The organism is Exiguobacterium sp. ZOR0005, assembly GCF_000798975.1.
Taxonomy (GTDB): Bacteria; Bacillota; Bacilli; order Exiguobacteriales; family Exiguobacteriaceae; genus Exiguobacterium; species Exiguobacterium aurantiacum.
On sequence record NZ_JTLB01000012.1, the window covers coordinates 182,178 to 201,592 of the forward strand.

The 19,415-nt window shown below is 55.9% G+C and carries 17 protein-coding genes and 1 riboswitch; of the genes, 4 read left to right on the forward strand and 13 right to left on the reverse strand.

Annotated features, from left to right (window positions below; translation table 11 throughout):
- Positions 1-68: 68 nt before the first annotated feature.
- From ribE (L971_RS04595) to L971_RS04615, 5 genes are all read right to left on the reverse strand, one after another.
- Entirely contained in the window at positions 69-533 is a 465-nt protein-coding gene (gene ribE / locus L971_RS04595; protein ID WP_024370569.1) for a 6,7-dimethyl-8-ribityllumazine synthase, read from the reverse strand.
- Positions 530-1,714: a bifunctional 3,4-dihydroxy-2-butanone-4-phosphate synthase/GTP cyclohydrolase II gene (locus tag L971_RS04600; protein WP_047374777.1), complete on the reverse strand. Its 1,185-nt coding sequence runs from the start codon at positions 1,712-1,714 to the stop codon at positions 530-532. The genes ribE (L971_RS04595) and L971_RS04600 overlap by 4 nt, the downstream gene beginning before the upstream one ends.
- On the reverse strand, positions 1,714-2,355 hold the full coding sequence (gene ribE / locus L971_RS04605) for a riboflavin synthase (protein WP_047374548.1): 642 nt from the start codon (positions 2,353-2,355) through the stop codon (positions 1,714-1,716). Before ribE (L971_RS04605) ends, L971_RS04600 begins: the two co-directional genes overlap by 1 nt.
- Positions 2,336-3,415 carry a bifunctional diaminohydroxyphosphoribosylaminopyrimidine deaminase/5-amino-6-(5-phosphoribosylamino)uracil reductase RibD gene (gene ribD, locus L971_RS04610; RefSeq protein WP_024370572.1) on the reverse strand — a complete coding sequence of 360 codons (1,080 nt, stop codon included), beginning with the start codon at positions 3,413-3,415 and terminating at the stop codon, positions 2,336-2,338. The genes ribE (L971_RS04605) and ribD overlap by 20 nt, the downstream gene beginning before the upstream one ends.
- A 153-nt stretch (positions 3,416-3,568) precedes the next feature.
- Positions 3,569-3,711, reverse strand: a riboswitch (FMN riboswitch).
- 92 nt (positions 3,712-3,803) lie between these two features.
- The gene (locus L971_RS04615; protein ID WP_047374551.1) at positions 3,804-4,616 is read right to left on the reverse strand and encodes an undecaprenyl-diphosphate phosphatase; all 813 of its coding nucleotides are present in this window, start codon (positions 4,614-4,616) and stop codon (positions 3,804-3,806) included.
- A 453-nt stretch (positions 4,617-5,069) separates the two neighbouring features.
- Between L971_RS04615 and L971_RS04620 the strand changes: the two genes are divergently transcribed.
- Positions 5,070-5,711 carry a homing endonuclease associated repeat-containing protein gene (locus tag L971_RS04620; RefSeq protein WP_231557560.1) on the forward strand — a complete coding sequence of 214 codons (642 nt, stop codon included), beginning with the start codon at positions 5,070-5,072 and terminating at the stop codon, positions 5,709-5,711.
- 42 nt (positions 5,712-5,753) lie between these two features.
- Here L971_RS04620 and L971_RS04625 read toward each other — a convergent pair whose 3' ends face one another.
- A complete protein-coding gene (locus L971_RS04625) occupies positions 5,754-7,436 on the reverse strand; it encodes a GGDEF domain-containing protein (RefSeq protein ID WP_047374555.1) in 1,683 nt (560 codons plus the stop codon).
- Positions 7,437-7,556: 120 nt separating this feature from the next.
- On the reverse strand, positions 7,557-8,387 hold the full coding sequence (locus L971_RS04630) for a DegV family protein (RefSeq protein ID WP_024370576.1): 831 nt from the start codon (positions 8,385-8,387) through the stop codon (positions 7,557-7,559).
- A gap of 175 nt (positions 8,388-8,562) precedes the next feature.
- On the opposite strand from L971_RS04630, the gene L971_RS04635 reads away from it, so the two are divergent.
- From L971_RS04635 to L971_RS04645, 3 genes are all read left to right on the forward strand, one after another.
- Entirely contained in the window at positions 8,563-9,261 is a 699-nt protein-coding gene (locus L971_RS04635) for an ABC transporter ATP-binding protein (RefSeq protein ID WP_024370577.1), read from the forward strand.
- Positions 9,262-9,266: 5 nt separating this feature from the next.
- Positions 9,267-11,585: an ABC transporter permease gene (locus L971_RS04640; protein ID WP_047374558.1), complete on the forward strand. Its 2,319-nt coding sequence runs from the start codon at positions 9,267-9,269 to the stop codon at positions 11,583-11,585.
- Positions 11,586-11,668: 83 nt separating this feature from the next.
- Entirely contained in the window at positions 11,669-12,397 is a 729-nt protein-coding gene (locus L971_RS04645) for a hypothetical protein (protein ID WP_024370579.1), read from the forward strand.
- A gap of 68 nt (positions 12,398-12,465) precedes the next feature.
- Here the strand turns inward: L971_RS04645 and L971_RS04650 are convergent, their stop codons facing one another.
- The 6 genes from L971_RS04650 to pulA all read right to left on the reverse strand — a co-directional run bounded on the left by L971_RS04650 (position 12,466) and on the right by pulA (position 19,360).
- Entirely contained in the window at positions 12,466-13,380 is a 915-nt protein-coding gene (locus tag L971_RS04650) for a DUF5996 family protein (RefSeq protein ID WP_052200272.1), read from the reverse strand.
- Between the two features lie 67 nt (positions 13,381-13,447).
- Positions 13,448-13,771 carry a thioredoxin family protein gene (locus L971_RS04655; protein WP_024370580.1) on the reverse strand — a complete coding sequence of 108 codons (324 nt, stop codon included), beginning with the start codon at positions 13,769-13,771 and terminating at the stop codon, positions 13,448-13,450.
- Positions 13,772-13,790: 19 nt separating this feature from the next.
- On the reverse strand, positions 13,791-14,642 hold the full coding sequence (locus L971_RS04660; protein WP_024370581.1) for a DegV family protein: 852 nt from the start codon (positions 14,640-14,642) through the stop codon (positions 13,791-13,793).
- Between the two features lie 112 nt (positions 14,643-14,754).
- The gene (locus tag L971_RS04665; protein WP_228617182.1) at positions 14,755-15,171 is read right to left on the reverse strand and encodes an RDD family protein; all 417 of its coding nucleotides are present in this window, start codon (positions 15,169-15,171) and stop codon (positions 14,755-14,757) included.
- A gap of 18 nt (positions 15,172-15,189) precedes the next feature.
- Positions 15,190-16,263: a nitric oxide synthase oxygenase gene (locus tag L971_RS04670; protein WP_047374560.1), complete on the reverse strand. Its 1,074-nt coding sequence runs from the start codon at positions 16,261-16,263 to the stop codon at positions 15,190-15,192.
- A 175-nt stretch (positions 16,264-16,438) separates the two neighbouring features.
- Positions 16,439-19,360: a type I pullulanase gene (gene pulA, locus L971_RS04675; RefSeq protein ID WP_047374561.1), complete on the reverse strand. Its 2,922-nt coding sequence runs from the start codon at positions 19,358-19,360 to the stop codon at positions 16,439-16,441.
- Positions 19,361-19,415 lie beyond the last annotated feature (55 nt).

Consider the following 19,415-nt stretch of genomic DNA (forward strand, 5'->3'; position numbering starts at 1 on the left):
TATTATCCTAATTATGCATAGGTATAAAGAATCAATTTAAAAAGGAGCGACATTGCGCTCCTTTCTTTTTAAAATTGTTTCATCATGTTCGCCATCTCGATGGCCGACGTCGCCGCTTCCCAGCCTTTATTCCCGGCTTTCGTCCCGGCCCGCTCGATCGCCTGCTCGATCGTCTCCGTCGTCAAGACGCCGAAGATGACCGGCACTTCCGACTGATAGCTCGCCTGGGCGATACCTTTCGCCGCCTCGTTGCAGACGTAGTCAAAGTGCGGTGTCGCCCCGCGGATGACGGCGCCGAGTGTGATGACGGCGTCATACTTCTTGCTCATCGCCATCTTCTTCGCGACGAGCGGGAGCTCGAACGCCCCCGGCACGAACGCGAGCTCGACGTCTTCTTGTTCGACGCCGTGGCGCTTGAGCGCGTCTTTCGCCCCGTCCAATAAGCGCATCGTGATGAGATCATTGAACCGCCCGACGACGATCCCGACTTTTAATCCTTTACCGACCAAGTTACCTTCAATTGTATGCATCATTTATTTTCTCCTCCAAAGTGGTTCATTTTTTGTTGTTTCGTCAATCGATATTTCTCATTCGCGGCATGCTCCCCGACGATAATCGGTACCCGTTCGATGACGGTGATTCCGCATGCTTCGAGGGTGTCGACTTTCTCCGGGTTGTTCGTCATGAGCCGCACCGTCGTCACGCCAAGGTCACGTAGCATCGCCGCGCTGACACGGTAGTCACGAAGATCGGCATGCAGGCCGAGCGCGACGTTCGCCTCGACCGTGTCGAGCCCGCCTTCCTGCAATTCATAAGCCTTTAATTTATTCAACAGACCGATGCCGCGGCCTTCCTGACGCATATACAAGACGACACCGCCCTCGGCTTCGATCGTCGCCATCGCCGTGTCGAGCTGTGGTCCGCAGTCACAGCGGTACGAGCCGAACACGTCACCGGTCAGACACTCTGAATGGATACGGACGAGCGGGACGTTGCCGAGCTCACCTTTCAGTAACGCGACGTGCTCTTCCCGGTCGAGGACGTTCCGATAACCGATCAGTCGGAAGTCCCCTTTCACCGAGGGGAGCGATACGTCCGCCTCTCGACTGACGAGATCTGTCTCCATGTAACGGACGAGCGCCTCGATCGTGATGAATTTCAAATCATGACGTTCCGCGACGCGTTCGAGGTCCGGCACCCGTGCCATCTCCCCGTCCTCGCGGATGATTTCGCAAATGACGGCGACCGGCTCACTGCCGGCGAGACGGGCCAAATCGACCGACGCTTCCGTATGCCCGCGTCGTACCGAGACGCCGCCTTTTTTGGCGATGAGCGGGAAAATGTGGCCCGGACGTTGAAAATCGGCTGGACGGGCGTTGATGTTCGCGAGCTCGCGCACTGTGTGGGCCCGTTCGCTCGCTGAGATGCCCGTCGTCGAGTCGATATGATCGACACTGACGGTGAACGCCGTTCCGTGCGGGTCGGTACTATTCGCGACCATCGGCTGTAAATCGAGCCGGACAGCGACTTCTTCAGCGAGCGACGCACAGACGAGTCCCTTTCCTTCTGTGATGAGGAAATTCATCGTCTCAGCCGTCATCTTGTCAGCGAGGACGACGAAGTCGCCTTCGTTCTCTCGGTCCTCATCATCGACGACGATGATCGGACGCCCCATCTTTAAGTCTTCTACCGCTTCTTCAATCGTGTGGAACATCACCATCCCGCCTTTCCATATCCTTGCGACGCCAGTGATTCGAGCGTCATCGGTTTTTGATTCACTAGTTTTTCCATATATTTAGCCAACATGTCGCATTCTAAATTGACCGCATCACCCGCCTGCTTCATCCCGAGCACCGTCTCACTGTACGTGTGCGGGATGAGCGACAACGTGAAGCCGCGTTCGGTGACATCGAACACCGTCAAGCTCGTCCCATCGACCGAGATCGAACCTTTCGGGACGATGTAGCGGAGGAGCGACGGCTCGCAACTGATGTCGACGTAGACGGCGTTAGCGAGCGACCGTTTCTTCACGATGCGCCCGACACCGTCGACATGCCCCGAGACGAAATGCCCGCCGAAGCGTCCATTCGCCGGCATCGCCCGCTCCAAGTTCACGCTCGTGCCGAGACGGACCCCGTCAAGACTCGACGCTTTGAGCGTTTCCGGCATGACGTCGACCGAGAAACTGTCACGATCGAACGTCGTCACGGTGAGACAGATGCCGTTGACGGAGATGCTGTCGCCGAGTTTCACGTCTTCTAACACGACTTTCCCGCTCAGCGTGAGCCGTAACGATGGCCCGTTTCGCTTCACTGCTTTCACACTGCCGATTTCTTCAACGATTCCCGTGAACATTTGCCTCCCCCTTTCGCATGACGAGCTTCACATCGGTGCCGACTGTTTTGACAGTTCGGACCGTGAACGAGTCGATCGCATCGAGCGGACCGGTTTGATTCGACCGGTACACCCCGCCGTTGCCTCCGAACACGCGCGGCGACTGATACATGACCCATTCGTCGACGAATCGTCCGTCGAGGAACGATGTCACGAGCGTCGGGCCCGCTTCGATGAGGACGCGACCGACACCGCGGTCGTACAAGTCCTGTAAGACGAGATCGAGCGTCGTGTAGTCGGCGAGCTCGACACCGCGTTCTGTGAACGCGTCGCGCTTCGCTTCATCGTCGCACATCGTATAAACGAGCACCGGGATGTCGGGTGCCGTTCGGACGAGCTGACTCGAGAGCGATGTGCGCAAGTCGCGATCGAGCACGACCCGGAGCGGTTTCGTCGTCTCGCGGTCGAGCCGGACCGTGAGCGCCGGATCATCGGCGATGACCGTGCCGACGCCGGTTATGATGGCGTCCACCGTCGCGCGCAGTTCGTGGACATCTCGTCTTGCCTCGGTTCCGGTCACCCACTTGCTGTCACCAGAATCGAGCGCGACTTTCCCGTCGAGGCTCGTCGCCGTCTTCAAGACAACGTACGGACGTTTCGTCTCGATCGAGCGCAAAAACGCCGGATTGAGCGCCCGTGCCTCACTCTCGAGCAGACCGACTTCGACATCGATCCCGGCCGCTTTCAAACGCTTGATGCCACGTCCCGCGACGAGCGGGTTCGGGTCTTCCATCGCGATGACGACCCGTCTCACGCCTGACTCGACGAGCAAGTCGGCGCACGGTGGCGTCTTGCCGTGGTGCGAGCACGGCTCGAGCGTGACGTACACGGTCGAACCGTATGCGGCTGCGCCGGCCATGCGGATGGCGTGCACTTCGGCATGCGGTTCCCCCGCCTTCAAATGGGCGCCGAAGCCGACGATGCGGCCGTCTTTGACGACGACGGCCCCGACGTGCGGATTGACGCCGGTCGACGAAGCGAACCCGGCCAATCGAATGGCATGTTGCATGTACTGTTCCATAGTCTCCCTCCTTGTTTCGTACAAACAAAAAGACCTTAAGGACATGTCCTCAAGGTCTCGGTGGGAGTTGTCAGTCGTCATTTGGCCAAGCCAAATAAGCGTTTTCTTTACAGAAAAAACGGACGACAAACTACAGGTCACATGGACCTGTCGATTTTCCTTCTCCCATCCAGACTATACTGTCGGCTCTAGAGTCTCACTAGATCCACCGTTCGCACATGTGCGCCCGGGTCACGGACTTAAGGCGTTCGCCTATCACCGCCGGTTGGGACTTTCACCCGACCCCGAAGGAATATTTGTTTGTACGCCCTTACTTTAGCGCAAAAAAGAACGGAAGGCAAAGAGGAAAGTGCAAAAAAAGCGCCACTCCGAGGAGTAGCGCTTCAAATCAAGCCAAGAAGAGGACGACGAGAATCCCGACGGCCCAGCAATAGAACGAGAAATACTTGAGCTCGCCTTTCGCCATAATATGTTGGAACCATTTGAGCGACACGGCCGTCAGCACGTACGAGGCGAGGAACGCCAAGATGAGCGGACCGAACAACTCACGCGTCTCCGGGTCGGTGAAGAGCACCGGTCCGTCCAAAATCATCGTCCCGAGACTGATTGGGATGAAGAGGAAGAACGAGAACCGGAGCGCCGTCTCTTGTTTGATGCCGAGGAAGAGCGCCATGACGATCGTCGCTCCCGAGCGACTGATCCCCGGGATGAGCGCGGCCGCCTGGGCGAGACCGATCAAGATGGCGTCACGGAGCGTGATGCCGCCGTCGCCTTTGCTTCCGCGCATGTTACGGATGAACCAGAGCGCGAGACCGGTGATGATCAACGTATACCCGACCGTCGCGACGCCGCTGAGCGCCTCGCCGATCCAGTCCCCGAAGACGACACCGAGCACGCCGGCTGGCACGGTCGCGACGAGCAACAGCCCGATGAACTTGACGTCGACCATCGTGTCATCGTTGCGGTCTTTCTTGAACAAGAACGTCCAAAGACTAACGACGAGACGAACGACATCTTTCCGATACACCGTCAAGACGGCGAGGAGCGAGGCGAAGTTGACGAAAATCTCAAACGACAACCCAGGCAATTGAATGTTGAGCAACTCTTGGAAGATGACCAAGTGACCGCTCGACGAGATCGGGATCGGCTCGGTGAACCCTTGGATCATCCCGAGCAACAAATAAAATAACCATATTGTCATATCATATTTTCCTCTTTTCTTTTTTCACTCAATGCGGTTATTTTAGCAGACTCCGTCTCACGCTGACCACTCTTTGAAAAAAATCATATATTTTAAAAACTTTTATTGATTAGTCTGAAAATTAAATTTATTATAGAAGAGTACTCAACTGGTGCGACGGTGATGACCCCATTGCCCAGTTGGGTACTTTTTTTGTAAAAAAATATTACATTTTACCTATCATAAAACTTTTTGTTTACATTTGAACCCATTTAATATTAAATTTGTAATAGAACTGTTACCATTTTTTTCGAACGTGAGACCCGACCTTAGACCTAGTTGTTTTTGCGACGGTCCGAAAAAACTTGTGAAATCCGCTTATAAATTGTAAAAACTGGCCGATAGTATGATTGTAGAAGCAATTTCGTCATCTTTGTCGGTTCAGATATGAGTCCATGGAAGGAGGAACCATCATTGAGTCAAACGCTATCCACTAAATCCCACCACTTGTCCACCGAACAGCAGAGGATGATCCACTGCATTCGCCTCCTCGGTGACTTGCTGAAGGAACGTCCGCGCCGCTCCGTCTATCGCCGTTTCGCGATGGAACAGAATTGGCCGTCTCCAGAGTCAATCATCCGTCAGTTCGGGTCATGGGCCGAGGCGCTCGCCATCGCCGGTTACGAGTGGCACGGGGAGACGACGGTCGAGCTCCCGGATAAGATGCCTAAGTACACACGTGACGATATCATCGAGACGCTCGCGCTCTATTCGCGTGACATGGGATCGATCATCACGCTCAAAAAGTATCAGGAATGGCGGAAGCTTCATCCGAAAGCGCCGAGCCATTACCATATCGTCAAGACGTTCGGTTCGTGGCACGATGCCTGCGCTGAAGCCGGTCTTGAAGCGAGCGTGACGTATTCGAAGTCGGAGCTCTCGAACGCGCTTCGAGAGGCGATTCACGAGATGGGCTTCTCTCTTTCCTTCGAGGCGTATCGCGAATGGGCGAAGCGGAACAACAAGCCATCGACGAAAGCAATCTTGCATCGCTACGGTTCTTGGTCGGCCGCGATCCATGCGGTCGAATCAGAAATTTTTAGTTCGAAATTATAATCCATCATACAAAAAGGAGAATCCCAGCGGATTCTCCTTTTTTCATTGAATGCGTTCGGTCGACGTATCGCGGTAATGGGCGACGCGGTCGCGGCCGTTGAACTTCGCCCCGACGTACATCGCCCGGTCGGCGTTCCGGAGCACGGTGTCGAGTTCTTCGTACTCATGGATCGTCTCGACGCCGATGCTCGCCGTCACGTTGATCCGTACGCCCTCCGTGCCGAACGGATGGGCCTTTAGCGCCTGCCGAATCTTCTCCCCGGTCAAGATCGCCGCCTGTTCGTTCGTCCGCGGGAAGACGAAGACGAACTCTTCTCCGCCGTACCGAGTGACGAGGTCCCCGGTCCGGACGAGCCTTGTGAATAGCGCCCCCGCCTCGATCAACACTTCGTCGCCGAACGCATGTCCATACGTATCGTTCACCGACTTGAAGTGGTCGAGGTCGACCAAAAAGACGGACAGCGGGTAAGACGCGACGTCATTCATCCGCTCTTTCGTCCAGCGCCGGAGCGCCCGTTGGTTCGGGAGAGCGGTGAGCGGGTCGGTCAAACTCTCATGTTGCAACCGGTCACGTTCGTCGATTCGCTCGAGCGACCACGACAACGTCTTCAACAGACGATGAATCTCGACAGCGAGCGCTTCTTCGTACGCCCCGTTCGCCGTCGTCGAGATCATGCAGCTGACGGCGTTCGTCGTGCTGCGCACCGGTTGGATGACGAGTGCCGATTGATGGAGTTCGGTCTGATGTATCAACAGCTCCGGATGCCACTCATGGAGCGAGTCATAGAGAAAGTACGTTTCCCCTGCGTCACGATGCCGTTCGAGCGTATAGGCGTCCGGCACGGCGCGGTCGGCGCGGCCCGTCATATCGTAAAACGTGCGGCTGCCGTCACGGTTGACTTGGAGCCAGCCCCGTTCCACTTCGACGATTTCCCGCAAGCCGTTCCAAAACTTCTCGATCAAGAGCGTTTCGCTGTCGACACGGTAGAGCTGTTCTTTCAATCGTTCGATCTGGTCGATTTTCGTTTGCGTCTCCTCGGTCTCCGTCGCTTTCGACAAGCTCATCTTGAGGAGCGACAACAAGAGGAACGTGGCCATCAAACCGACGTAACCGAACAGTTGATACGCCTCGATCGCCACCATCGTGAACAACAGCTCGAGCGAGACGACGAGCCAGTCGAACCGGAGCAAACGCCACATGATCGGAAGCGGGATGCGCTCCCCGATCAAGAATCGTGATAAGACGAAGCTGAATCCGAGGACGACATAGAGGACGGCGAAGAAGGCGAGTAGCGCCGTACCTTGTTCGAGCAAATGTACGGACGGGCCGATTTGTCCGCCGAGCCGCAAGTAGACGAGTCCCGGAATGAGGAGGATCATCGCCTCGATGAGCGTGTTCAGCGGATAGAAATGAAGGAACCGCCGCCGTCCGACCCGTTTCGTGAACGAGCGCGCTTGAAACGTCAACAGCAACAATTGGCCCATGATGAGCGCCGGGACGAGTCCGTAGAAGAAGAACGTCATGAAGACGAACATCTCGTGGAACGTGAAGTGAAGATGTCGGCGCTTGAGCGGATTCATGACGAACAAGGCGCCGAGTGTGTAGATGAACCAGAACAGCGTCCATTCGAACGCCCCCATGCTCTGCCATGTGGAATAGATGATTCCGGCAAAGACGAGCGACCACGACAACCAACTGCGTACGAGATACTTGCGGAATCGCATCGCCTTCCCTCCTTTTTTGTTAGCATTCTTTAACAGTATGAAGGGTTTTGGTGAAAGATTCCAGCCGTTGTTTGAAAGTTGTGACAATGAAAAGACCGTGGCGCGAGCCACGGCCAGACGTTATTTCGCTTTCAAGTACGAGATGCCGATCGAGCCGGATCCGGTATGGGCCCCGAGGAGCGGTGCGAGCGTGTCGACGCGGATCGGCACGTCGTCGCCGAGTTGCTGCTTCCACGACTCGGCCAGCTCCGGCACGTTGCCATGGAAAATCGAGACGTTCGTACATTCCCCTGACGCGATGGCGGCGCGAATCACTTCAAACAAGTGAGCTTGCGCTTTCTTGTACGTCCGTACCGTCTGATACGGGACGATGAGCCCGTCTTCGAAGCGGAGCACCGGTTTCAACTGAAGCATGTTGCCGATGAGCGCCTTCGATTTCGAGATACGGCCGCCTTTTTGCATTTGCGTCAAGTTTTGAATCGTCAACTCGATACGGACGTCTTCGACACGTTCTTTCATATAAGCCTCGACGTCTTCTAACGCATCTCCGCGCTCGACGCGCTCGATCAATTCCTCGAGCAACAGCCCCATCGTGTAGATGCCTGCGCGCGAGTCGATGGCGAGCAGTTTGAACTCGGCGATCTCGGCGCCTTGCACGGACGCCGAATATGTGCCGCTCAAATCAGACGACAAGTGGACGGCGATGCCCATATCGTACGTCTGTTTCAACTCTTCGTAGAGCGTGACGAAGTCCCCGATCGCCGGCTGGCTCGTCGAGACGCGCTCGCCCGCGTCGATCCATTCGTATACCGTCTCGGCGTCGACTTCAATGCCATCCTTATAAGGTGTATCCCCTTTGACGACGTAGAGCGGGACGATGTGGATGTCGGGATGTTGTTTGATCGAATCCGGGAGGACGACCGTGCTGTCCGTGATGTAAGCAATTTTCATAATTAAACTCTCCTTCAATCAAAATTAGTACCTGGTAATATTATTTTATCACATATGAAACGGTTTCACTATTTTTTGAAAAATATACCCGTCTTCCAGAAATGTTCAAACGTACCGGACAGGAAGCACCGGGAAACGGGTACATAATTAGCAACGGCCAAAGGAGGTTTTTCCCATGATTCGACTTGAAAACGTCCATAAAGTGTATAAAACGGGAGACGTCGAGACCGCGGCGTTGAAAGAGATCGATTTGACGATTCAAGACGGAGCGTTCGTCGTCATCTTAGGACCGAGTGGCAGCGGCAAGAGCACGCTCTTAAACGTCATCAGTGGACTCGACACGGTGACGTCCGGGACGATCACGTTCGATGAGACCGTCCTGACCGACCTCACCCCGGAACAGATGACGGCGTTTCGGCGTGACCATCTTGGCTTCATCTTCCAGCAGTACAACCTGCTTCAAAATCTGACCGTCTATGAGAACATTCAAATCGGTGCCGATCTATCGAGCGAACCGCTGGCGATCGATGAACTGCTCGAGCAAGTCGGTCTACAAGGCGCGCGTGACAAATATCCGTATCAATTGTCCGGCGGGGAGCAACAGCGCGTCTCCGTCGCAAGGAGCCTCGCCAAAAATCCATCCATCGTCTTTTGTGACGAACCGACCGGCTCGCTCGATGAGGACAACTCGAAGCGTGTGCTCGAGCTGCTCGAACGGTTGAACGAGACGTATGGCAAAACGATCGTCGTCATTACCCACAACACCGGGATCGGTGCGATGGCCGACGACGTCATTAAGATGAACTCCGGGCGCATCGTCGAGTTGACGCACAACCCGGTTCGACAAGCCGCTCACGACATCCATTGGGGGTGAGACCGATGTTGTATAAAAACGTATGGAAGACGCTCGCCGGCAAATGGATGCAGCTCGTCGCCATCGCCGTCATCATCGTCATGAGTTCGCTCACGTACACGATGATGTTTTATGGCATCAGCGGCATCGAAGTCCCGACCGAAGACTATTTACAGTCCTCCAACCAAGAGGACTTCGCCGTCGAGATGTTGAACCGCGTCACCGAGGAAGAAACGGGCGACCCCGGCATCGCCGCCCTCGTCGCCGACGGCACATACACGCTCGCCGACTTGAAACGGCTCGCCCCGGACGCGTTCGATACGCTCATGGAGCGACGTATCGAAGCGGTCGCACAACAAATCCCTGACGCCACGCTCGAACTGCGTTCGTTCAAACCGATCTCTTACTCGTTCGAAAACCAGGAACACCGCGGCCTGATCTTAAAAGAAGCGGACACGATCAACTTGTCCTATCTTGAGGAAGGTTCACGCCCGAGCGCCGACGATGAAGTCGCCATCAACGCCAAATACGCCGAAAAGAACGACATCGCGATCGGCGACACGCTCGACTTCGGCACCCCGTTCACGGTGAGCGGGTTCGTCTTGTTCCCGGACTATACGCTCCCGCTCTTTGACGACAACTTCTTCAACCTCGACGCCGGTACGCAGACGCTCCTCCTCATGACGGATGAAGCGTACGAGGCGACCGTCGCCCCGGAAGCGTTCCGGATTGCCGGCGTGACGGACAGCGACGTGCCCGACGTTGATTTGCCTTTCGTCATCTCGGTCATGGAAACCGAGAACATTATCCGGAGCGGGGCCATCTATAGCGAGATCTCGTCCGGGAAAGCGATGGCGCTCGGCTTGAGCCTCTTCATCGTTTCGATCGCCGTCATCATCGTCGGAATCCTCATCTCGAACATGCTTGAAGCCGAACGCGGACAGATTGGGCTATTGAAAGCGCTCGGCTACAGCCGGCGCCAAATCGCGCTACCGTATTTAGTACTCATCTTGCTGTTCGCGACGATCATGCTCGTCATCGGCTACTTCCTCGGCCTTTATTTCGCCGAGCCGCTCAAAAACCTGTATCTCGATTTTTACTTGTTGCCGTCCATCACAATCGCTCAAAGCCCGCTCGTCTTCTTGACGGCCGTCTTCGCCCCGCTCCTTTTCTTCGCGCTCGTCGCCGGGGCCGTCATCTATAAAATCATGGGCGAGAGCGCCCTCGCCCTCCTGTCTCCTCGGGATAACTTGTCGCTCAATCGGCTCAGTCGCATCGTCAGCCGCTTGTTGCGTCGCGCCCGCGGCAAGACGAAGTTCAAATATTTATACGCCGTCAAGAGCACCGGCAGTTTCATCATCTTCTTTTTCGGCATCTTGTTCTCGACGCTCCTCATCGTCTTCGCCCTCATGATGAACGGGGCCGTCGATCGGATGACGGTCGGTGGATTGAACGAGGCCCGTTATGAGTATGAGGCGTACACGACGACCCAACCCGAACTGTTAGCAGGCCAAGAACCGTTCCTCACCTATCCGTTCGCGTTCGTCGACGACAAACTCGTCACGCTCAAAGGACTCGATGACGATAATACGCTCTATCAGCTGCGGGACCGGTCGGGAGATGTGTTGACCGTCTCACAAGACGGCGTCATCGTGTCTGAACCGCTCGCGTTGAAACAACGCCTCGCTGTCGGCGACACGCTCGACGTCTCGTTCGATGGGGAGAAAGTCTCTTACAAAATCGTCGGGATCGCCGACGACTTCTCCGGTGACATCGTCTACTTGCCGCGGACCGAGTTGAGCGAGACGTTATCAGATGGCGCCTCCCGCGATTTGTTCAACGGGATTTATGCGATCGAGCGTCCGAGCGGGTCGGACTATCCGACAATCTTGTCACGCCAAGGCATGATGGAGCAGTCCGAGTCCATTAACGAGTATATGAACTTGATGATGAACGTCATGATCGGCGGCTCCGCCTTGATCGCGTTCAGTATCCTGTTCGTTTTGACGGCATTGACCGTCGAGAAGAACTATTACGTCATCTCGCTCTTAAAAGTGATGGGATACAATCGGCGCGAGGTCCGTTCGATGATTCTCGACAGCTATTTCATCTACGCGCTCGTCTCGGCGCTCCTCAGCATCCCGATCGCGATTTTGACGCTGCGGCTCATCGTCCTCGTCTTCGCCGAAGATTACGGGCTCGTCCTCCCGCTCGAGTTCGAATGGCGATACGCAGTCTACACGCTCGCCGCGGTCACGATCCTCTTCTTCGCGAGCACGTTCGTCAGCCGAAGAAAAATCGACCAAATCCCGCTCCAAGAAGTATTGAAGACATATCAAGAATAATTTGCCTCGAAATAGGGCATAATAAGAGAAGAGACCGGGCCTCTCTCAAGAGAGGCCCAACTATTTAGAAGAGGATGATTCTTATGAACCGTACACAAGTGTTGCTCGCCATCCCAGGAAACTGGTCATCGGCCGAGGCAGTCAACGAACAAATCAGTTTACATAGCGAAGGCTACACGATGGCAGGCCTGCTGCTGCTCGAAGACGAGACCGGCAAAGCGTTCACGGTCGAAGTCATCGAACGTGACCCGGCGCTCGCCGAGGCGATGATTCATGCGAGCACGAGCGGCTTCACGCCGAAAGTCGCGAAAGGACTCGCCCGTCACACGCACATCGTCTACTTGATCGTCGACGTGAACGACGTGTCCGACATTGCGGCGGCCCGTCGCGCGGCGAACGCGCTCTTGAACGCCGGCGGACTCGGCGTCATGGTCGAGACGGCAGGCGTCGCCTACTCGAAAGATGAGTGGCAAGAGTCGAAAGAAGAAGACCTCGCCCTCGACTATTCGCTCCTCACGGCGATCACGGAAGAAGAGACATCGTACATGTCTTGGGGCATGAAGGCGTTCGGCCAAGCCGACGTCGCCGTCCCATCGACGATTGAAGTCGAAGACGCGATCCACGTCATCCACTCGTTCAACTTCCACTTAATCTCAGGCGGCTCGATGTTCGGCGACGGCGACAGCTTCGCGTTCGAGGACGGAAAGTCGTTCACTGTCGAGATGGGTGAAGACGAGCGGACGTCGATCGACAACTTGCTCCACAACCCGTTCGGCTTGATTTACCTCGTGCCGCAAACAACTGAAGGCTAAGCAAAATAATCGATTACAATCGATTATTTTTCACTCGATACAAATAATAGTTAGAACAAAACAAGAGCTCACGGACTTTCGTCCGTGGGCTCTTGTTTCGGTTGTGCCGGCATCTGAAGCGGCAAGAAATAATGGTCGCACCCTTCCCACCCTAACTGCCCGCTCAACAAATCGAACGACGTGCGGAAGAAGGACTGGACGTCCTCGTCCGCTGCGTGCTCGAGCGACAAGAAACATTCGCTCATCGAGGCGTCGAAGTAAGCGGCCGCGGGTTGGAGACGCTCGGACGGGAGTTCCGTGTATTGGAACGGATACGGCAAAACGAAAAACGTCGGTACGTCGACGGACGCATCCCCGAGCCAAAAACCGAACTCGATCATCGGCTCGTCGAACGCCGCCTGTTCGATGACCAAGTCTTTCGAGAACGGTTCATGCGCGTTATAGACGATGAGCGACGAGACGTCGAACGTGCCCCAAAACAACGCCGGCATCACTTTCCGGCACCGGAGCGGGGCGAGGAACACGGCTTGCTCCCGCGCCGCGTATTGGAACAGGCGAACGCCTTTCTGTGCGGCGACGGCGTCATAGGCGAGCGGCGTCTCGTCCCGGTCGAGCCACCACGTGTCGCGCATCTCTTGCGATTTCGGGTTGATGGCGACCGTGACACCCGCTGCACGAAGCGGCTCGAGGATCGCCTCGTAATAGGTGTGAATCGACGTCCCTATCTCGAGCGGGATGTCGGTCGTGTCCGTCTCGATTCGCACCGTAATCACCGAGGCGAATACATCGACCTCAACTTCAAACAACGTCTCCCCGCTAAAGAGCGGTCCGGTCGAGAAGCCTCTCACCGTGAGCGGCAACGTGACGTGAGCCCATTGCGGTTGTTGCGGGGCCAAGGCAAGCTTGAGTTTCCCCATGATTTGCGACACGAGGTGGAGCGTGAGCTTTGTATCCGCCCATTCCGAGTGGCGTAGCATGTCCATGTTGTATTCCCTCATTTCTCCGATGACCGGGCGACAAACAAAAAATCCACAAACGGGTGTCTGTGGATCATTCGCGCATCTGCTGAAGACGCTCGAGCTGGTGCGCCAATTCGCCGATCGGGACGAACCGGGCCCGGCGTAGCATCTCTTTCCCATCTATGAAGTACAGAACGACCGGTACCGTGAAAATCGAATAGGCGCCGGCGATGTCTGGCACCTCGTCCGAATCGACCGCGACAGACGCAATGTGAGGAAACGCCGTCAGCATCTCCTCGACTTGCGGTTTGAGCGCGTGACAGACGCTGCAACCCGGGTGCGAGACGTAGACGAGCAACTGCTCCGTGTTCGCGATCCGCTCGTTCAAGGCGTCAAGTGTCATCACTGCCTCCATGTCGTTCCCTCCTTTTTGTTTACGCGTCGAGCCAGAGCACACCGACCGTCTCAAATCCGGCGTGAACCGCGATTGACGGGCAGAAGCGCGTTTTCACGACTTCAAGGTCCGGCAATTTCGATTCGATGAGCGCGACGAGGTCGTCTTGCATCTGCGGTGCGAGCGCCGTCTGGACGAAGACACGGTTGTCCTTCACCCCGTTCGCGGCGTGACGACGTTCGAGCTCGGTCACCATCTCAGCGTACGCTTTCTTCAGTGAACGTGCCTTTTTGAACGGGATGACTTTCCCCGCCTCGTCGAGCGTGATGATCGGCTTGATGTTCAAAATGTTGGCGAGGAACAGTTCACCTGACGAGACGCGGCCGCCGCGGCGCATCGTCTCCATGTTGCCGATGATCATGAAGAAGTTCTTCTTGTCGCGCCACGCCTCGAGCAAGGCGACGATCTCTTGCGGTGACTTGCCTTCTTCCTGAGCGGCACGTCCGATACGGACGAGTTCTTGTTGCGCCTCGAGCGCGGCGTGCGAGTCGACCGTGTAGACGGTGAAACCGGCCGCTTCGGCGGCAGCACTCGAATTTTTCACCGTCGAGCTCAAGCCGTTCGAACAGTGGACGGCGATGGCACAGTCGTATCCGTCTTCTTTCAACCGTTCATAACGCGCGATGAAGTCGCCGAAGATCGGTTGCGACGTCTTCGCCTCTTTCTTTTGGTCGATCATATAACGGTGCAAGTCTTCGAGCGACAAGTCGACCTCGCTGTAGCCGCTCCCGTCGACGATCAGTTGAATCGGGACGATTTCGACCCCAAGCTTGGCCGCCTCCTCTTTCGAAAAGTTGGCCATACTATCTGTGATCCATGCGATTTTTGTCATAAGTACAAATCCTCCGTTAGTCGTTCGTTTTTGTCCTCTCTCATTATACCTTATTTCGCCCGTCACTTCCCCGATGAAAAAAGCAGCGCGATAAGAATCGCCCTGCCTGTCGTCATTTCGTCGATATGAGTTTCGTGTGCGCGAACTCGTCATGCGGGAGCTCGACGTCTTTGTTCGACTTCATCTGTTGGAGCGCCCGGAGGAGCGGGAGCCCGAGCGTCGCTGGATAGACGACGTCTTTATACAGCGTCCGTTTCACGACTTGTTCGAGCGAGAGCGGGCGACCATCTTGGCTCACGACTTTGATGCCGACGACTTGGTCGCCGATCGTCTGTCCGTTCTTGTTCAAGAGGAAGTACACTTCTCCGGCGATCATGACGAGCGTCGGTAAGTAATACCGCTTCACTTCTTTTCCGGGCCGAAGCTTTTTACGGATCGCTTTTTCGACGAGCTTGGCCGGGGTTTGAAAGATCAGTTGGTCGATTTGACTGGCGACGGCGCGTTTCCAAATTGGGACTGCCACGTTCATCATCCTTTCGTTTCGGTTCTAGCCTTTCAATTCCTCTTTTGGCTTCGCTTGAAACGCCGAAAACGGGCAACCGGAACGGGCGAACAAGTTCGGCGTGACGATCTTGTCCTCATAATGTTGATGGAAGACGTGCGTCGCGGCCGGCGAGAGCGGCGGGATGAGCCAGCTCCATTGACCGGTCACGGCGCGCCCGGCGTCCGTCTCGTTCTTCTCGAACCGTTTGAACTGTTTGGCCGCCGTATGGTGGTCGACGATCGTCACGCCGGACCGCTCGAACGACTGTAAGACGGCGACGTTCAGTTCGACGAGCGCCCGGTCACGCCAGAGCGTCCGTTCTTTCGTCGTATCGAGTCCGAGCGAGGCACCGACGAGCGGCAACAAGTTGTAGCGATCCGTATCGGCCAAGTTGCGGGCTCCGATCTCCGTCTCCATGTACCAGCCGTTGAACGGAACCGAGGTGAAGCGCACCCCGCCGATCTCGAGCTCCATGTCGGCGATGGCCGGGACGGCGTGCCACTTGACCGTCCTTCCGTCAAACAAGTCGTGGTCGTCATGTGTGATCTCGACTTCGAGCACCGCGTCGTCCGGCAGCTCGTACAGTCGTATATCTTTACCGTCTGTCAGGATGAGCGGCAACACGTCAAACGCCGTCCCGGCACCGCGCCATCCGAGGCGTTCGGCTTGGCGCGTCATGTCGAGCGACAACGGATCCCCGAGGATGCCGTCCTCGGTCTCGTACGCCGCATAGCGGACGAGCTGACTGTTCAAAAGACGGAACTCGTTCGGGAGCACCGTCATCGTCGAACGGATTTTCCCGCCGTTCGTGGCGAAACGTAAGTGGTCGACGAGCTGTTCGAACACGTCGTCGAACGTCGTCACGTGCCGGGCGTCACGGACGGTGAGCGTCTGCCAGAACAAGCGGCCGATGCATCGGTTCGAATTGCGCCAGGCCAGTTTCGCCCCTTCGGTCAGCTCTTCGGTCGTGAGCGTATACGTGCCGGTCCGCTCGATTTCTGCTTCGACTTCGAGCAGTCGCTCGGTCTGGTCCCCTGTCAGTTGTGAAAAAAAGTGTCGGGCTGCCTGTACCATCATGTCTGTCTCCTCTTCTTATCTGTCCCTTCCATCTTAAGTGAAACCCGTCCCGTTTTTCTACCCGCACGCCATACAAAAAAGCGAGCCGATGTGCCCGGCTCGCTGTCATTCTTTGAATTTTTCAATCCATTGGTCCAAACATTTGATGTGAATATTCGTCCCGTGGTCTCACTCGTTACGGTTGTTTCACAACGACCGTCGCGTACGCCGGCACCTCGACATAGCCCGAGACGCGTTTAATCGTCTTCGTTCCTGCCTGATTGCCGTCGACGATCACGTTCCACTGCCCAGTCGGGAGTTTTACTTTGACCGTTTTCGCGTTGGCGTTATGCGTGATGAACAAGTCTTTCTTCTGTCCTGGTGCCTTGTCGTCAATCAAGTACGTGATGACGTTCGGCTCAGAACGGTAGAACTTGACGTTCTTCTTGACGTCTTTCGCGTCCGTCATGCGAAGGCCTGGGTTGGCTTTACGCATCTCGATCAAGCCTTTCATGTACTGGACGTCCGCCTTACGGTCGGCGGCGCGTTTCCAGTCCATCTGGTTAATGCGGTCTGGCGACTTGTACGAGTTGTGGTCGCCTTCTTTCGTCCGCATGAACTCTTGGCCGGCGTGGATGAACGTCGTCCCTTGGCTCGTCAAGAGGATGCTCGAGGCGAGGCGGTGCATTTTCGTACGGTCCGCTTCCGCCGTCTCTGGGTTCGTCAACTCGAGCTTGTCCCAGAGCGTGTGGTTGTCGTGCGCTTCGACGTACGTGATCGCTTGTGTCGGTTGTTTCGTGAAGCCTTTGATGTCCGCGTTGTAATCGATTTCGCCGACGATGCCGGTCTTGATTCGATTTTCGAGGCCATCTTTGCCGTTGATGAAGCCGTTGTCCGTGTCGATGAAGACGCTGCCTTTCAAGCCGTCACGGATGTTGTCGTTAAAGTGCGCGACACCTGGCATCTTGTAGGCGTTCTTCTGGTTCGCCTTCAAGGCCGGGTCGAGCGGTGTGCCGAGGTCCCAGCCTTCGCCGAAGACGAGGATCGACTTGTCGACTTTGTCGAGCGCTTGGCGGACTTTGTTCATCGTGTCAACGTCATGGATGCCCATGAGGTCGAAACGGAAGCCGTCCCACTTGTATTCTTTCGCCCAATACACCGTCGAGTCGACGATGAGTTTTTGCATCATCTTGCGCTCCGAGGCCGTGTCGTTCCCGACGCCTGTCCCGTTCGCGAAATCGCCGCCTGCCGTGTAACGGTAGTAATAGCCTGGCACGATCTTATGAAGGTTCGAGGCTTGCGCGTCGAACATGTGGTTGTAAACGACGTCCATGACCGCGCGCAAGTTGTGGTCGTGGAGTCCTTGGATCATCTCTTTCAACTGCATGATCCGGACTTTCGCGTCGTACGGGTTCGTCGAATACGAACCTTCCGGCGCGTTATAGTTTTTAGGGTCGTAGCCCCAGTTGTATTTCGCGTCCGGGTTCGTCTCGTCGACCGATGCCGTGTTATAGTCGTACACCGGGATGAACTGGACGTGCGTCACACCGAGGTCTTTGACGTGGTCGAGACCCGTCTTCGTATCCGTCTTCTTACCGTTCTCGATCAAACGCGTGCCGGGTTGAACGACACCGAGGTATTTGCCTTTATGGCGGATGCCTGAGTCGTACGTGTTCGACGTCACATCGAAGATCGAGAAGTCACGGACGTGTGTCTCGTAGATGATCGCGTCCGTCGATTGCTTCAATTGTGGTTTCATGTTGTTCCAACGTTTCGGGTTCGTCTCTTTCAAGTCGACGATGACCCCTTGGTCGCCGTTCACACCGACAGCCGTCGCGTACGGGTCGACCGCGCGGATGCTACCCGAGGCGTGCGTCACGTTGTACGTATAGCCGATGCCATCGAGGTCACCGCGCACTTCCGCGACCCACGTGCCACGGTCCCCACGCTTCATTTGAATCGTTTTCTTCACGTCTTTGTCGTTTGCTGGACGGTCTTTCGGCATGTTCCAAAGCTCGAGTTTGACGTCTTGTGCCGTTGGTGCCCACAAGACGAAGTTCGTCTTCGACTTTTGGTACGTGATGCCGAGCTTACCGTCATACGCATACTTCGCGTCGAACTCTGGTGAGCGGAGCACGTCGCCCGCTTGGAGCACGCGTTCCCCGAACGTCGGGTGCGTCGCCGTGATGACTTTCGTCAAATCGATGTCTTCGTTGAAGTGAACCGTGACCGATTTGTTGCCCGTCACCTCGACCGATTTCACGTTCGCGCCGTCGACTTTCAGTTCGCTCGCGAACGATGCCTCGATAGCGCGGTTGAGCGTGAGCTTCGCCGTGCGGAACGTCGTCGCCTCGAACGTGACGATTTTCGGTGAGCGATCGATTTCAGGCTCAGCATAATAAATTGTCGACTCGCCTTCGACGAGCCAAATCTCTTTCGCCGTGCTGAGGGCAAAGCGGTCTTCGCCGTCTTTCTCGGCCCACTCGCCTTTTTTCGTGATGAGGCCGATGAGCTGTTTCGCGTCCGGGTTCGCGAACTTCACGTTCGCCACAGCGCCAAACTCGTCCGTCTCATCGAACGCGATACTCTGTCCGTCTCCGCCGTCCGGCCAAGTCCAAAGTCCCCAGTCCGTGTATGTATTATCATAGCGGAAATAGTGTACTTTCATGTCGACTTCCGTCTTCGCCGTGTCCCCGTCCGGGTTCGACGTGTAAATCTTCGAGTCCCCCGACTTGATCCACACTTCGGCGACACCGTCTTTGATCATGTCGCTCGTGATGAAGCGGTCGTTCTCAGACCCTTTGTCTTTGTCCCAATTGTCCGTGCGGACGATGAGACCGAGTCGTTCCGGTGAATCGACCGGGAATTCATAGGCCGCCACCTTGCCGAAGTCGTCCTCACCGTTGAAGGTGAAGCCTTTGTTCGGGAAATAATCTGGGCCGTTCGCCCAAAGCCATAAGTTCCAATCCGTCTGGTTGCCAGGCGCCTCTTGATAGTGGACGACGACTAACGTCGACTTCCCTTTATCAAGGGCCGAAGCTGACATCGGAAACATCGACAGAATTAGTGCAAACGTTAGCACAACTGCCCATACTGGTTTCCATTGCTTGTTGACCATGTGGGTCCCTCCTTGTAGCATAAAATTTGAGAAAACGCTTACACAAAAATTGTAA

What these genes read in the sequence shown, in the direction of transcription:
- L971_RS04660 (WP_024370581.1), bottom strand. Translation starts at nt 14,642, where the DNA reads ATGACAAAAATCGCATGGATCACAGATAGTATGGCCAACTTTTCGAAA.
- L971_RS04615 (WP_047374551.1), bottom strand. Translation starts at nt 4,616, where the DNA reads ATGACAATATGGTTATTTTATTTGTTGCTCGGGATGATCCAAGGGTTC.
- L971_RS04645 (WP_024370579.1), top strand. Translation starts at nt 11,669, where the DNA reads ATGAACCGTACACAAGTGTTGCTCGCCATCCCAGGAAACTGGTCATCG.
- L971_RS04600 (WP_047374777.1), bottom strand. Translation starts at nt 1,714, where the DNA reads ATGTTCCACACGATTGAAGAAGCGGTAGAAGACTTAAAGATGGGGCGT.
- L971_RS04635 (WP_024370577.1), top strand. Translation starts at nt 8,563, where the DNA reads ATGATTCGACTTGAAAACGTCCATAAAGTGTATAAAACGGGAGACGTC.
- L971_RS04640 (WP_047374558.1), top strand. Translation starts at nt 9,267, where the DNA reads ATGTTGTATAAAAACGTATGGAAGACGCTCGCCGGCAAATGGATGCAG.
- L971_RS04670 (WP_047374560.1), bottom strand. Translation starts at nt 16,263, where the DNA reads ATGATGGTACAGGCAGCCCGACACTTTTTTTCACAACTGACAGGGGAC.
- L971_RS04665 (WP_228617182.1), bottom strand. Translation starts at nt 15,171, where the DNA reads ATGAACGTGGCAGTCCCAATTTGGAAACGCGCCGTCGCCAGTCAAATC.
- L971_RS04655 (WP_024370580.1), bottom strand. Translation starts at nt 13,771, where the DNA reads ATGGAGGCAGTGATGACACTTGACGCCTTGAACGAGCGGATCGCGAAC.
- L971_RS04630 (WP_024370576.1), bottom strand. Translation starts at nt 8,387, where the DNA reads ATGAAAATTGCTTACATCACGGACAGCACGGTCGTCCTCCCGGATTCG.
- ribE (WP_047374548.1), bottom strand. Translation starts at nt 2,355, where the DNA reads ATGTTCACGGGAATCGTTGAAGAAATCGGCAGTGTGAAAGCAGTGAAG.
- L971_RS04650 (WP_052200272.1), bottom strand. Translation starts at nt 13,380, where the DNA reads ATGGACATGCTACGCCACTCGGAATGGGCGGATACAAAGCTCACGCTC.
- L971_RS04625 (WP_047374555.1), bottom strand. Translation starts at nt 7,436, where the DNA reads ATGCGATTCCGCAAGTATCTCGTACGCAGTTGGTTGTCGTGGTCGCTC.
- ribD (WP_024370572.1), bottom strand. Translation starts at nt 3,415, where the DNA reads ATGGAACAGTACATGCAACATGCCATTCGATTGGCCGGGTTCGCTTCG.
- pulA (WP_047374561.1), bottom strand. Translation starts at nt 19,360, where the DNA reads ATGGTCAACAAGCAATGGAAACCAGTATGGGCAGTTGTGCTAACGTTT.
- ribE (WP_024370569.1), bottom strand. Translation starts at nt 533, where the DNA reads ATGATGCATACAATTGAAGGTAACTTGGTCGGTAAAGGATTAAAAGTC.